We start from the raw sequence: 13,362 nt of genomic DNA, 5'->3' as shown, positions 1-13,362 counted from the left end.
GAGCTTAGGTGCGACGGTTGGCTCATGCGAAATGGAATGGGCCAGCAAAGTTGTTCTCGGGGAAAATCTATGAAAATCCGCTGTGAAGATCAAATCTGACAGAGAACGCCAATTCCGAGCGCTCGCTTACTTGAAAACAGTCTGTGAAATAGCCTGCTCCAACCGGCTTTCATTCTTACTGCGCTGGAGTCTGGATAGCTGATCATCCAGAAGTTCATCAGCTGCCATCACTTTTCCAAATGCCTGTCTAACTTGTCGAACGTGTTGCTCCTTTTCTGCCAGAACCAATGCCAGCTGCATGTTCAAAGATATTTTTGCTTTTTCCAACCAAGCATTCCATATCACGTCAGCGCCAATAGCCCTCATCTGGAGCTCTCCATTCTTTTCGGAGGCGCGCTTTTGTTCGCTTAACTTGATTAATTCATTTCGCAGTGTGTTTTCTCGGGTCAGCAAAGACCGAAAGGCTTGCTGCCTGACCTGGTACCTGGCGTCGACCAGTTTCCGTAACTGTTCCAATTCAGCAATTTTCAAAACGGACGCGCCTTGGCTTTTTGACGCATTGTTTCTGCGAATCTTATAGCAGCTGCAACCGCACGATAGTGATCCGGTGCGATTTGATCGCCTATTTCCGTGGTCGCGTGAAGGGCACGGGCAGTCGGAGGGTCACTGTGAATGGGTACGTTGTTTTCCGCAGCGATTTCTCTTATCCGCAAGGCTATCTCATCGACGCCTTTTGCCACACATTCTGGTGCCTGACCCGGCTTTCGATCCCATTTCAATGCAACCGCAAAATGCGTTGGGTTCACAATAATCACATCAGCAGTCGGCACATCCGCCATCATTTGTGCCCCTGCGATGGATTGCGCGCGTTGTCGGCGTTCCTGCTTCATGTGCGGATCGCCTTCGCTGTTTTTGGTTTCATCCATGATTTCTTTTCGTGACATCATGTTTTTTCTTAGATGCTCGAAGTGCTGCCATGTCGCATCAATGACACCGATTATTCCGGAAACAACGACCACGACGAGAAGGAAGGAAAGACAGATTTCGGCAAGGAGAACGATAACGATCCGTGGGTTGGTCTGCAGGACCGAAACCATTTCTTCCAATCTTGAGTTGATGAAGATAGCCAGGCAAGCAGAGTAAATCAGCAGTTTCGCAAAACTGATTACAAATTGGAAAAGACCAGTTCGCCCAAACTTGTTCTTTGCATTTGAGATGATGGAGATTTTGGAAAGTTTGGGCGCAATTTTATTAGGCGCGAAAACAATCCCTTTGAGCGCAATGAGGCACAATAAAACTGCCAATGCAGGTAGCAAGAAAATGGGTGCCAGAGAACTTGTGACGCTTCTTAGTAGCCCTTGAGTGGGCGCTGCCGCAGATCCTTCAAAAAAGAGCGGTGCAAGTTGAGCAGATTGATCGATCAGGACCATCAAGGAAGACCCCAATTGTATCAAACCGCTGCTGCCTGCCGATACAAAGGCAAGTAACAAGCCCGCGTAGGCGGCAGCTGTCAACACTTCTGTTGAGCGTGCGATCTCGCCTTTTTTTCGCGCCTCAAGGAGTTTTTGAGGCGTTGCATCATATGTCTTGTCACTTTGGTCGGCTTGCTCGCTCATGGGAGTGGACCAAAGGGGTTGCTCAGGAATTCATCCATGACGCCCACCCAAACAGACAGGATGAGCGGCGACGCCACGAGAAGCAGAAACAGGCCGCCCGCGGTGATAACTGGTGCGCCAACAAAAGCCACCATGAGTTGCGGCATCGCTTTATTTATAGCGCCAAGCGCGACGTTATAAAGAACCGACAGGATGATGAAAGGAGCGGCAAGGGTGAAGGCAAGAGTAAAGGCCCGTGCGACATGAGCAGCGCCCCACTCGGAAAGGACTGATCCGTCCGTAAACTTTCCCATCGGCATGAAGTCATAGGACAGGATGATCATTTCCGCCGCCTTAACGTGCAAACCCGTCATCACGGCCAAGGCCAACCCGCCAATGATAAGCACGTATCCCATTGCAGGCATCGGGTCCACGCCCGCACCGCCAAAAACCTGCGAGAGCGATGTCGAGTGTGCGGCGATCGTACCAGCGGTCTGAAGTGCCAAGACAAATAATCTGATGCCGATACCGAGTGCCAACCCGGCCAGTATCTCTGGTAGCATCACCAGTACGAAATTACCCAGATCGACAGGTGTTTGTATGGGTGCAATGGCTGGGGCCACTGCCACGGTGAAAGCCAAGGCGACGATTAGTTTAACGCGGGCAGGGACAGATTGCTCTCCGAATGCCGGTAACAACGACGCCAAAGCCGCTACCCTTAGGAAAACCAAAAAACCATGCCATAGCGCATCGTTCAAAATTGGCATCAGTTCCGCCAGTGCAGTCATGCAGCAACAACACCGACCAATGCAGGACGGGCATCCAAACCAATCTCCTCAAAGGAGAGAACAGGATTGGAAATACCTTTTGCGCGCATGACAGTCCGCAAGAATCTTCTTCTTCGAGTGTTCGTGACTATTGCTGCGTTGATCCCATCTTGGCTTGCCGAGAGCAGCTTTTCCGAAACGTTTTCAGCAAGTTGATTGAAGAGATCTGGCGGCAGCGCAATGTCGAGCCCGCGATCTGCCTCGACTTGATAGGTATTAAATGTTTCTTCCCACTCCGGAGCAAGTTGAACAAGTGGTAAGGTTCCATCCTCCCTTTTGAGCTCAGCAACAAGCTGAAAGCCCAGTCGTTGCCGGACATGTTCACAAATCGCCTCAGGCTGCGCGTTTTGTGCCCGTGCTTCGGCCGTTGCCTCCAAGATCAAGGGAAGGTTTCTGATTGAGACCTGTTCATCGACCAAGAGTCGCAGCACGGCGTGCAATACATCAATCGGCACTTTGTCCGGGATCATCTCATCGAGTAGTTTGCGATTTGCTTCGGCACGGATGGGATCTGAAATGTTTACCATTTCAGACAACAGTCGGCGCAAGGATTTGAGCGATAACAATCTTGAGAAGTTGCGCTTCACAGTTTCTAATAGATGCGTAGCCAGAATTTCGGCAGGCGTAACCAAAGTCAGCCCGTCAAGAGCGGCTTGTTCTTGATCCCGGTTGTTTATCCATCTCGCAGGTGCGCCGTATACTGGTTCGGTCGTGTCAGTACCATTGGGCGCAGTGGTCGAACCATCTGGAACGAGCGCGAGTATTTGGTCTGGGTTAATTTCGGCACGCGCTTGTTCAACGCCCTGGATTCGCAACACATAGGTTCCGACTGGTAATGCTGCATTATCGGTAAGCCGAATCTCCGGCAAAATAAGGCCAAAAACTGAAGCAACATGCGTACGCATGTTTGAAATGCGCGCATCTAACCCCGTTCCAGGATCAAGAACCATGTTCACTAAATCTGGCGCGAATTCGACGTGAATGTCATCCAGTTCCAAAATATCTCCGAGTGGTTTGTCTTTGGGCAATGCCTCTTCGGTGGGACCGGTTTCTGACAATTGCGTTGAGGCCTTAGCTTGTCGGTGCAGCCAATATGCGGCCGCGCCCAGACTGGCGCCGCCAAATATGAAGGGTGCAAAAGGCAGTCCGGGGAACAACGCAAACAGGATCATTAGAGCGGCCACAGTTGCGATCGCTGAGGGGTGTTTCCCAAGTTGGCTGAAGACAGCGAGATCGGTGGCACCCTGCGCACCGCCCCGAGCGAGCAACAGGGCCGATGCTATCGAGATCACAACTGCAGGGATTTGGGATACGAGCCCATCCCCAACAGTCAGAATTGCGTATGTTTCGAATGCCTGACCGATAGGCATACCATGAACGGCAACACCCATCACCAATCCCGCAACGAGATTCAGCAGCGTAATCAGCAAACCTGCTACTGCGTCGCCTTTCACAAATTTTGACGCACCATCCAAAGATCCGAAGAACGTGGTTTCTTGTTGTTCTCTTTCGCGTCTCTCGCGCGCTTCTGTATGCGTTATCGCCCCTGCTGCCATATCGCTATCGATGGCGAGTTGTTTTCCTGGCATTCCGTCCAGCGCAAACCGCGCACCGACTTCCGCCATTCGAGTCGCACCTTTGGTGATTACCATGAAGTTAACGATCAGAAGCACACAGAATACGACAAGACCCAGGAAGACGCTGCCGCCCATGACGAACTGAGCGAAGCCTTCAATGACATCACCCGCTGCATCCGTCCCGGTGTGGCCTTGACCAATGATCAGCTTGGTCGATGAAACATTCAACGACAGCCTTAACATCAGTGACGCTAGCAAAATTGTAGGGAAAGCTGAAAAATCAAGCGGCCGTTCTATGAAAAGAGTGACAGTAAATATCAGTATTGCCAACGCAAAAGATGCTGCAAGCCCTACGTCCAACACCCACGCCGGCATGGGTAAAATCATCATTACGATGATGGCCATGAGAGCTACCGCTAGGAGGATAGTGGGGTTAAACAGAGCTTTGTCAAACAGGTTTTTCACAATCCGCTACCTTTAGTTCCACGCCGAAGGAGCGACCGGCCTGACGTTGTACTCAGAGGAACAAGAGATCCTCGCAAAGGTTTATGATTAGTTTTTCGCAATAGGAGGAATTGATTTTGTTGAGATGACAATAAACCCGCATCGACAGTTTGAAGGCCCGGTTCGCCCAAGCCCGAGAGCACCCTTGAAAACCTCCGTTGATAACGTGTTGCGTGCTCTTGCGTTCGCGAATGGTATGCTCCCGCAGCCGACACCCAATCACCTTTCTCAGCAAAGAGATCAGACAAAAAATTGGCGGCATATTGAGCATTTCTGACGGGGTCGAACATTTCCGAGATCGAGGCGAATGCGTCGCCATGCCATCGATAATTCAGTTGGAAGCATCCAATATCGATATTTTCTTTTCCAGAAGAGAGGTGGTTCCGAGTGAAATCTACGGCTGCGACCTCGGTCGTTAGCCAAAGCCCCTTTCCCTCGACATTAATTGCCCATGGCCAAGGCTCAAAGCGGCCATTAGTTGTTCGCCCTGTCTCGGTTCTACTGATCGCACGAAGTATCTCTAATGGAACGCCAACTTCTTCGGCGGCTATGGCTGCTGCTTGGTCGCATAAGTTATCTTCTGCGGAATGTGCTGGCGCGTTTAGGCACACTAAACTGAGCACAACCAACAAACGCGAATATGACAGATGCTTGAACTGCTCAACAATTGACATTCTGATCCCTCAAAGCCGCATTCTGCGGATTGCATTTAGGGTAGCTATTCAAAGTTTATTTTTAGTAACCGACAGATGAATCAGCGAATTTACCAAAATCGTTCAATTCGTGACAGAAAACTCATTTAATAAATTTGCCAAAGTTCCACGTGCTAAGGCACTTTGCTTCAAAGCTGTTCCAGTAACAGCCAGCATTCTGTTGTCACTTGGAATCTCAGCGACCGTTTCGCTAGTCAGAGCGCCAACTTCAGATAACTCTGGAGCGTGTGTCGGCGCAAGATCAACCCAATCATCGGATAACCAAGTTGAACGCGATGTGGATTCTAAGTCATTTGCTGAAAGAAACAGCGTGGCTGCAGTGCGACCGTCCCCAAGCGACAAATATGCTTCCGCTCGGATTCTGTTCGCGTCCTGCCCAGTGATATCTCCGAGCGAAACGAGTGCATCATTTGGGTGACCAAGGGCTAACTGAATTTGCGCTAGCAACAGCGAAGTCTCAGGATTGTGATTGTCCGAAATCCCGTTTGCTAAAACGCGCTCAGCTTCCCGAAAGAATCCAAGGTCATGTAGCCTGGAAGCCGTCGCCACTATTGTTTTTGGATCAAGCTCTTGAGGCTGCGGCGGGAATCGAGAAAACAGGTTCTCCAAAAAGATAATGTCATCGCTAGAGCGCGCCAACTCATGAAAAACGTGGGACTGAAGTTCCGCAATCAACTGTTTGTCAGCGACTATTTCCGGACTCTGCATGGCGAGGAATGCCTTTTCGAATTGGCCTGATTTCGCTGACGCAATCGTGTGAGCTCGAAGCAGTTCCGCCCCAATGTCACTATCGCGAAGTTCGAAATTAAACGATTCTATTAGCAAAGCTACATCCGCCGATATTGGGCTATCTTCCTCCACTGAGCTATTGACCAACTCGATCAGCGCTTCAGGTGTCTCTTGAGTATTGGATCGGATGACGCCCTCCAAGAGTTCGTTTGCTGTAGCATTGTTTCCAAGTTCAGTTTCAATTTTAGCCTTTGCTAACTCGGATTGTTTTGTGGGCGTCGCACTACCCAATTGCACACTTCTCAATGCAATCGATGCAGCTTCTAAGTCACCGTAACGCGTCAGTCTTTTGCTCACGATAGGAGCGAGAAACGCTCTGAGGTGGAACGGGAGCTTTGAGAGTGCACGAAGTGCTGCCTTTTCATTCAGTATCTGATCTACGGGCACATCTTTTGCTGCCATCAGGGCCCAAAGCGCTAGATCGGAATCGCAATCGAGGTATCGGTGAGCGAAGCGGGGATTTCTAGCATGGCCAAACTCCATTATATCTGCGAGGTCGAGTAACTCTGGGTAGTTGGCTTCTAAATCTTCGGCCAGTCGGAGAACTTGTTTGGCTTCAACGCCGAAGCCAAAGTAAAGGTACAATCGAGCAAGTTGCAGAGCTTGATCAGTGTTAAGCTTGTCAAGTTCGTTATAGAGCGCCGTACGTTGAGCTGCGATTTGTAGGTAAAATGCTTCGTCATTTCCCCAATCTGAAATTGCTAGTTTTTTAGGATCCCCACAGGTTGCTCCTGAAGTCATTAAATCGATATCGGAATCGCTCTCAGGAACATCACGGCTGTTGGTAACTCTCATATTCCCGGGAGTCGGCTTTGCCGCTTCTGTTATCTGTTCCGATGAATCAAAAATGACCTCTTGTTCATCGCTATTTTTGACGAGGTCTCCCAAATTTGGGGTCGCGGGCTGCAGAATGCCTCGCGATGCCGCATTACTTACTCCCGCCAAAAGCTGGCTTCGGGTTTCCTCGATCAGAGCTTGCTGCCGTTTGTTCTCGTCATTTGTAGACGGCGAACTTGAAAGTTGAGGTGCAGTCGTATCGATTTCCGAGCTGTTTTGAGTTTCTAAACTCGACTCCGGAGCGGACCATAGCAAGTCTCCGAAATTGAACGCAGTTCTGGGTACCGCTTGAACACGACGGGCTGTAGCGGACGGGAGTTCTTCCGGAAGTGCGGGCCCGTCCAGAATATCGATGACCAGAAAATCCCCTTGGTCAATGAATGTATTCAGCTCGCACAGGCAGGAAAGTTCTAAATCCAATCGTGAAGGAGAGGTCCTTATTTCAGTCAGGAAATCCCGGGAGATTACATCGAATGCTTGGCTTGTGTCGAAGCCGTCGGAATGTCCTGAAAACAATATCGATTGTTGACCTGCTGCACCTTCCAGCTGCCAGTCAACCGATTGTGGAAGTTGCATTACAAGACGCGTAAATCCTTCATGATCTCCAGAGCGGACGACAATTGGTTCGGCTACTGCTACAGTTGCGGTACCAACCAACAAGCTGGCCAACAGTATCTTCATGCGGCACCCTGTTTTACAGACTTCAGCGCTTCCTCCAGTTCGGAGAAGCTGGGACGACAGTGTGAAGGAGTATTTTGGCGACCAACTTCGATGCAGATATTAGTTGCATGTGCATGAAGATTGGCGACGAGGACTTCACGGATCAATTGATAGAAATGACCGTCGTCTTCCGTTACTGTTTTCACTTTTGCGGCAAATGGCCCGACCAAACCATAAGCTAAAAATACACCAAGAAATGTGCCTACCAGCGCCCCGCCGATCAGCTTTCCCAAGACTTCCGGTGGTTGATCGATCGATGCCATCGTTTTGATGATGCCCAAGACGGCCGCAACGATACCTAGCGCGGGCAATCCGTCTGCCACTGTTTGCAAGGCATGGCTTGAATGCATGGCGTGATGCATGTTGGCTTCCATTCGCTTTTCAAGAACTTCTTCGACCTGGTGCGGATCGTCATAGTTCATCGAAGCGGATCGCATTGTGTCACAAATCAATGCGATTGCCTCGCGGTCCTTCAAGATTTTTGGATACTTGGAAAAAATCGATGAATCATCGGGTGCCTCAATATGCTCTTCGATTGCGACTGGATTTTGACGCGCAAGGCGAATGAGTTCAAACAGCAAGCACAAAAGGTCGCGATAGTCTTCGTGTGCCCATTTGGGTCCCTTGAATACTCTTCCCATGTCGCGAGCCGTTTGCTTGATGGCGGACATGTCGTTGCTGATCAGAAAAGCACCAATCGCTGCGCCACCAATCATCGTGAGCTCGAACGGCAATGCTTTGAAAATAATGCCCATTTTGCCGCCAGCGGCTAGGTAGCCGCCGAACACCATGACAAAAATGGTGATAATGCCGATGATTCCAATCATGTCATTCCCCAGTCCAGAGTACTGTTGCACCATCGCAAATGGAGGTTAAGAAAGCCTCAGCAAGACCTAACCTTTTGGAACATCGGCATTGCGACCGGCTAAAATCACACTGATCGAGTAGGCGGCTTGCGGCGAAAGCCCCGCCATGATTCCGGCGGCGGCATCAGGCCTCATGCGACCGAGAAAACCGGCTGCAAATGCTGGTTCCATTTCTTCGAAAAGTGGTGCGGCATCTTTGGGCTTCATGTTCTCGTAAACGGACGTCAGCCGCGCCAAGTCGTCTTCAGCGGCTGTATTCGCAAGCGCTAACAAACCCTTCAATGTCTCTTCGGCATCTTGCAAAACGGTCAGGCGGCGTTCGATTTCTTCATCTGCAACCGCTAGAGCTTTCATTCTCATATCGATTTGAATTTCGCGCTCACTGATGCGCTGTTCGCGGTCCTGAAATGCTCTGAGCATATTGGACATGTCGGCTTTTTCCGCTTTGGTCAGAGACGGCGTATTGTTTTTGGCCTCAGCCATTTCCTCAGCTGGTGCCATGGGATTTTCGGTAGCGATCGCTTGGCCCGCTCCCGAACTGACCCGAAGAGCAGCTGACGCGATTAAAAGACCGGCGATGAGCAAAATTGACCCGCGACCGTTTCGGCCGCCGAAAGACAAATTAATCATCACTGATGTGCCTCCGCTCCCCGATGCCGAACAAACATCGGTTCATTGCTTGATTGCTGCGATGGGGCTTCGCTGGGTGTGATCGGCGCACTTGTTTGGCCGGCGGTTGGGATATCATGCAAGGACGCCATTTGAAGCTCTAGCTGACGCGACATCTCTTCTGCTCTTTGGGTAAGATCGGTAAGCGTTTGAGCTGACGTCGATGCAGTGGCCTGAGCCGCAGATAGGGTCTTGGTTAAATCATCGACCTGCGCCGAAAGCACCGCCACCGCACCGCCAACACCTTTTTCAAGGTCGTTGAAACGGTTGAGGCGTCGCCCGAGGACGAAACAATAAATTCCGGCGCCAATAGCGCCTGCTGCCAACAAAATGTCTGCAATTAGGTCCATTTCACCCTCCTTAATTCAACACGAATTCCATGATCAGTACGTCGTTTACGCGGTCTGGTCCGGCAACTACTTGAACGCGGCGCAGCATTTGCGCCCTCAGTCGCGTCAGTGAGGAAGGGTTTTCGAGGTCCTTTAACTCAAGTGCGCGTAGGTAGCTGTTCAATACATCGACGACACGGGGCAAGATGGCTTCAACATCGTCGACATGTTCGCTTGGTACCTCAAGCGATGCCCTGAACCTTAAATGTTGTTGTACGCTGCGACTGGGAAGCGATATCGTGATAGGATCGATCGTTACAAAGGCGACTTCCGGAAGGGCATCCGGTTCTTTCGCCTCTTCCGCATGTTCATCCACCGATTCGCTGCTAAGGATCATGCCAGACCATGTGGCGAAAAACCCGCCACCGCCGCCTGCCATAAGCAGAACGAGCCCAATAATCAAAGGCATTTTCGATGATTTTGTTTCAGTTGCCGGTTCGTCGGCCGTCGCATCTGCCATATTATTTCCGTTTGCGGTTACGAAAATCGTTATAGACGCGATTGCACTAACCGATTGTTAAGCCAGATCGTTCATTGCTGTTGTCATCGCTAAACAGAACGTTTGGCTTGACGGAGGCGAATGTGCAGCAACTACTAAATGCCTGGACGGGGATGAATATACGCCGTCAAATAATTGTTGTCGTAGCAACTGGCGCAATGTTCTTCGCGATCCTGGCAATGTCGAGAATGGCATCAGCGCCGACCATGACACTTTTGTATGCAGGATTGGAGAACGGTGCGGCAGGAGACGTTGTTCGCGCATTGGAACAGCGTGGCGCTGAATTCGAGGTCCGCGGGGGATCAATATTCGTCGATGCGCAGCAACGTGACCAGTTGCGTATGACGCTGGCAAGTGAAGGTCTTCCTGCCAATTCCAGCAGTGGCTATGAACTTCTCGACACGCTTTCCGGATTTGGCACAACGTCACAAATGTTTGACGCGGCCTATTGGCGCGCGAAGGAAGGGGAGCTCGCTAGAACAATCGTTTCGAGCCCTCATATCGGGATGGCACGCGTTCATATTGCCAGCACCGGATCAAATCCCTTTCAACGAGGTGTGACACCCAAGGCGTCCGTTGCCGTGACATCCACTGGAGCCACAATTACCGCTCAGCAAGCGAAGGCTATTCGCTTCCTTGTGTCCTCTGCGGTCGCAGGCCTGGCTTCAGAAGACGTTGCTGTTATCGACGCAAATGGGACACTTGTTGGTACGGCGGAAGATGTCGTTCCTGCCAATGGTGGCGATGACAAAGCCCAATTGTTGCGAGACAAGGTTCAACGCCTGTTGGAGGCGCGCGTAGGTTTTGGCAATGCAGTTGTCGAAGTCAGCGTCGACACAGTGACCGAAAGCGAAGCCATTCGGGAGAGGACATTTGATCCTGAAAGCCGTGTTGCAATCAGCACAGACACTGAAGAGCGGAGCAATACCTCCAATGAAGCGGGGGGCGGAAACGTAACGGTTGCTTCGAACCTACCTGATGAAGAAGGTGCTGGTGGTGAAAACTCATCCTCCCAAAACAGTGAGTCCCGCGAACGCGTCAACTACGAAGTCTCTGAAACTGAGCGGGAAATCGTGCGCGTTCCCGGTGCAATCAAGAGGCTGACTGTCGCGGTTTTGGTAAATGAAGCGACGATAGCGGGCGATGATGGGTCCCAAACGTTTGCTCCACGCGAAGAGAGTGAGCTGAATGCGCTCAAAGATCTGGTTGCCTCAGCTGTCGGGTTTGATGAATCCAGAGGGGATATCATCACCATTAAATCAATGGCGCTCCAAAATGTGCCGCCCGTCGGGACAGAAGCGGGAACGTCTCTTTTGGATGGGTTCCACATCGATTTGATGTCGACCATTCAGATGGCGGTGTTGGCGCTGGTTACGCTAATATTGGGTCTGTTTGTTGTGCGGCCGCTTTTGATGAAGCCAGCTGAGCCGGCGAGTTCAAATGTGCCGGCGTTGCCAGCAGGCACTGACGCATCATCAGACCAAGCAGGGTTAACCGGAGAAGTTACATCCGAGGATTTCGATTTGCCTGAGTTGCCGATCATTTCCGGGTTTGGGGGTGAAGGTGGTGAGCTGCCAGAATTACCAATGGCGGGTGGGCTTTCGGAGGATCCGGTAGATCGCCTTCGCGCAATGATCGGCGAACGGCAGGAAGAAACCGTCGAAATTCTGCGGAGCTGGTTGGAAGATAAAGAGGAGAGTGTCTGATGTCCCTATCACACAGATACCGCAATCTTGGTGGTTCGAAGGCTGATAAGGAGGCGTCGGGTGACGTCAGCATTGAAGGTTTGGAAGATGAAAAGCTTGCCGCCTTTGAAAAAGGATATCAGGCTGGATGGGATGATGCCGTAAAGGCGCAATCAGATACCGTCGCCAAGATCAGTGCGGATTTTGGTCAAAACCTCCAGGACATGACCTTCACATACCAAGAGGCGCTTTCAAAGCTTACGGTTTCAATCGAGCCGATAATGGCAGAGATCATCGACAAGCTGCTGCCAGAGCTCGTGAAAAATGCACTTGGCGCCCACATCATCGAGCAGACATGCCAGATGATCAAAGAAAATGCCGAGCAGCCAGTAGAGATCGTGGTCGCACCCGCCAATGTCGAAACCGTTCGGGAGTTGGCGCAGGGAAAGATTTCTGCCCCATTCGAGTTGATTTCGGAAGCCACGCTGGGTGAAGGGCAGGCTTTTGTCCGCATTGGGTCCGCCGAGCAGAGTGTAGACCTTGATGCGGTTGTTTCGGGTATTTCAGAAGCGATGACCGCGTTTTTCCATGAAGCTGAGCAGGAGAATAAAGATGGATGAAGCTAGTGTTTCCCGGAGTTCGGCCTTGGATTCTTCAAATCCCTTTACCTCTGTCCCGATTGAGGTCAGCGTGTGTGTCGGGAAGGCTCGGCCGCTCATAAGAGAGCTTGTCGCACTTGGAGAAAACGCCGTACTTGCGCTCGATAGATCAGTTGAAGATCCTGTCGAGCTTTATGTTGGCGACAGGCTGATCGCACGGGGCCTCCTTGAAGAACAGGAAGGTGATCAGAATGGTCAGTTGATTGTCAGGTTGACCGAAGTCGTCGACCTTCAAGCGGGTATGTAATTTTTTGTTCTGGCATCGCTGGCAACTTGCAGCTGTTCTCCTCGTACTCATAGTATTTCCGTGGGAGGCGAACGCGCAGGAACTATCCATTTCTCTGGGAGAGGATGGTTCGCTAAGCGCGCGCACGATCCAGCTATTCGCGCTTATAACGGTCTTGAGCCTTGCGCCTGGGCTCGCAATAATGGTGACCTGCTTTCCCTTCATCGTCACCGTTCTTTCAATTCTGCGCCAGGCAATTGGACTGCAACAATCCCCGCCAAATATGCTTATCGTCAGCCTGGCTCTGTTCCTGACCTATTTCGTGATGGAACCGGTTTTCGTTGCAGCATGGACAGATGGTATTGTTCCATTGAACAATGAGGAAATAGAAATTGAGGTCGCATTTCAGCGCGTGCTGGCACCATTTCGCGTATTTATGGCCAGTCGGTTGGACCCTGAAACCTATTTTGCCATGGCAGAGCTTCGTCCAGATACAATTGGCACCTCGCCAACCCCGGATGCGCCTCTTTCAGTTTTGGTGCCAAGTTTCCTATTGTCGGAAGTATCCCGTGCATTTCAAATTGGGTTTTTGATATTCCTGCCCTTTTTGATAATCGACCTGGTTGTTGCGGCCGTGTTGATGTCGATGGGCATGATGATGGTGCCCCCGGTAATTGTGTCGCTTCCGTTTAAACTGGCATTTTTTGTTATCGCCGACGGCTGGGGATTGATCGCAAGTAGCTTGGTGCGCAGCTACTTTTGAACTAAGCGCAACGGACCAACCTAAGAAGCTGGCACCAAATCGCA

14 protein-coding genes are annotated in these 13,362 nt (G+C 51.0%); 4 read left to right on the top strand and 10 right to left on the bottom strand.

Features of this window, described 5'->3' with window-relative positions; all coding sequences use genetic code 11:
- Positions 1-126: 126 nt before the first annotated feature.
- From ACOTTU_RS18895 to ACOTTU_RS18850, 10 genes are all read right to left on the bottom strand, one after another.
- On the bottom strand, positions 127-531 hold the full coding sequence (locus tag ACOTTU_RS18895; protein WP_425660158.1) for a hypothetical protein: 405 nt from the start codon (positions 529-531) through the stop codon (positions 127-129).
- Positions 528-1,616, bottom strand: a complete 1,089-nt coding sequence (gene flhB, locus ACOTTU_RS18890; protein ID WP_425660157.1) for a flagellar type III secretion system protein FlhB — start codon at positions 1,614-1,616, stop codon at positions 528-530. Before flhB ends, ACOTTU_RS18895 begins: the two co-directional genes overlap by 4 nt.
- The gene (locus tag ACOTTU_RS18885; RefSeq protein ID WP_298921809.1) at positions 1,613-2,383 is read right to left on the bottom strand and encodes a flagellar biosynthetic protein FliR; all 771 of its coding nucleotides are present in this window, start codon (positions 2,381-2,383) and stop codon (positions 1,613-1,615) included. Before ACOTTU_RS18885 ends, flhB begins: the two co-directional genes overlap by 4 nt.
- Positions 2,380-4,404, bottom strand: coding sequence for a flagellar biosynthesis protein FlhA (gene flhA, locus ACOTTU_RS18880; RefSeq protein WP_425660258.1), 2,025 nt, complete (start codon positions 4,402-4,404; stop codon positions 2,380-2,382). Before flhA ends, ACOTTU_RS18885 begins: the two co-directional genes overlap by 4 nt.
- Positions 4,405-4,460: 56 nt before the next feature.
- Positions 4,461-5,177 carry a transglycosylase SLT domain-containing protein gene (locus ACOTTU_RS18875; protein ID WP_425660156.1) on the bottom strand — a complete coding sequence of 239 codons (717 nt, stop codon included), beginning with the start codon at positions 5,175-5,177 and terminating at the stop codon, positions 4,461-4,463.
- Positions 5,178-5,279: 102 nt separating this feature from the next.
- The gene (locus ACOTTU_RS18870; protein ID WP_425660155.1) at positions 5,280-7,523 is read right to left on the bottom strand and encodes a hypothetical protein; all 2,244 of its coding nucleotides are present in this window, start codon (positions 7,521-7,523) and stop codon (positions 5,280-5,282) included.
- On the bottom strand, positions 7,520-8,389 hold the full coding sequence (motA, locus tag ACOTTU_RS18865; protein WP_298921814.1) for a flagellar motor stator protein MotA: 870 nt from the start codon (positions 8,387-8,389) through the stop codon (positions 7,520-7,522). The genes ACOTTU_RS18870 and motA overlap by 4 nt, the downstream gene beginning before the upstream one ends.
- 66 nt (positions 8,390-8,455) lie before the next feature.
- Entirely contained in the window at positions 8,456-9,058 is a 603-nt protein-coding gene (locus ACOTTU_RS18860) for a MotE family protein (protein ID WP_425660256.1), read from the bottom strand.
- Positions 9,058-9,447, bottom strand: a complete 390-nt coding sequence (locus ACOTTU_RS18855) for a hypothetical protein (protein ID WP_425660154.1) — start codon at positions 9,445-9,447, stop codon at positions 9,058-9,060. The genes ACOTTU_RS18860 and ACOTTU_RS18855 overlap by 1 nt, the downstream gene beginning before the upstream one ends.
- 10 nt (positions 9,448-9,457) lie before the next feature.
- Complete coding sequence (locus tag ACOTTU_RS18850) at positions 9,458-9,946, bottom strand: flagellar basal body-associated FliL family protein (RefSeq protein WP_425660153.1); 489 nt, start codon at positions 9,944-9,946, stop codon at positions 9,458-9,460.
- Positions 9,947-10,068: 122 nt separating this feature from the next.
- Here ACOTTU_RS18850 and fliF point away from each other — a divergent pair, with 122 nt between their 5' ends.
- Genes fliF through fliP form a run of 4 tightly spaced genes read left to right on the top strand, consistent with a single transcriptional unit; the run spans position 10,069 to position 13,318 of the window.
- On the top strand, positions 10,069-11,691 hold the full coding sequence (gene fliF / locus ACOTTU_RS18845; protein WP_425660152.1) for a flagellar basal-body MS-ring/collar protein FliF: 1,623 nt from the start codon (positions 10,069-10,071) through the stop codon (positions 11,689-11,691).
- Positions 11,691-12,290, top strand: coding sequence for an ABC transporter ATP-binding protein (locus ACOTTU_RS18840; RefSeq protein ID WP_425660151.1), 600 nt, complete (start codon positions 11,691-11,693; stop codon positions 12,288-12,290). Before fliF ends, ACOTTU_RS18840 begins: the two co-directional genes overlap by 1 nt.
- Entirely contained in the window at positions 12,283-12,576 is a 294-nt protein-coding gene (locus ACOTTU_RS18835; RefSeq protein WP_298921820.1) for a FliM/FliN family flagellar motor C-terminal domain-containing protein, read from the top strand. Before ACOTTU_RS18840 ends, ACOTTU_RS18835 begins: the two co-directional genes overlap by 8 nt.
- Before the next feature lie 4 nt (positions 12,577-12,580).
- Entirely contained in the window at positions 12,581-13,318 is a 738-nt protein-coding gene (gene fliP, locus ACOTTU_RS18830) for a flagellar type III secretion system pore protein FliP (RefSeq protein ID WP_425660150.1), read from the top strand.
- Positions 13,319-13,362: the final 44 nt, after the last annotated feature.

This window comes from Roseobacter sp. EG26 (genome assembly GCF_049830555.1).
GTDB lineage: Bacteria > Pseudomonadota > Alphaproteobacteria > Rhodobacterales > Rhodobacteraceae > Roseobacter.
The sequence above is the reverse complement of the archived record's forward strand: the minus strand, read 5'-3'. Positions and strand labels throughout refer to the sequence as shown.

Excerpts from the sequence above, each read along its gene's own strand:
- ACOTTU_RS18860 (WP_425660256.1), bottom strand. The coding sequence starts at position 9,058 with ATGATTAATTTGTCTTTCGGCGGCCGAAACGGTCGCGGGTCAATTTTG.
- flhA (WP_425660258.1), bottom strand. The coding sequence starts at position 4,404 with ATGGCCATCATCGTAATGATGATTTTACCCATGCCGGCGTGGGTGTTG.
- ACOTTU_RS18855 (WP_425660154.1), bottom strand. The coding sequence starts at position 9,447 with ATGGACCTAATTGCAGACATTTTGTTGGCAGCAGGCGCTATTGGCGCC.
- motA (WP_298921814.1), bottom strand. The coding sequence starts at position 8,389 with ATGATTGGAATCATCGGCATTATCACCATTTTTGTCATGGTGTTCGGC.
- ACOTTU_RS18875 (WP_425660156.1), bottom strand. The coding sequence starts at position 5,177 with ATGTCAATTGTTGAGCAGTTCAAGCATCTGTCATATTCGCGTTTGTTG.
- ACOTTU_RS18835 (WP_298921820.1), top strand. The coding sequence starts at position 12,283 with ATGGATGAAGCTAGTGTTTCCCGGAGTTCGGCCTTGGATTCTTCAAAT.
- ACOTTU_RS18840 (WP_425660151.1), top strand. The coding sequence starts at position 11,691 with ATGTCCCTATCACACAGATACCGCAATCTTGGTGGTTCGAAGGCTGAT.
- flhB (WP_425660157.1), bottom strand. The coding sequence starts at position 1,616 with ATGAGCGAGCAAGCCGACCAAAGTGACAAGACATATGATGCAACGCCT.
- ACOTTU_RS18850 (WP_425660153.1), bottom strand. The coding sequence starts at position 9,946 with ATGGCAGATGCGACGGCCGACGAACCGGCAACTGAAACAAAATCATCG.
- ACOTTU_RS18885 (WP_298921809.1), bottom strand. The coding sequence starts at position 2,383 with ATGACTGCACTGGCGGAACTGATGCCAATTTTGAACGATGCGCTATGG.
- ACOTTU_RS18870 (WP_425660155.1), bottom strand. The coding sequence starts at position 7,523 with ATGAAGATACTGTTGGCCAGCTTGTTGGTTGGTACCGCAACTGTAGCA.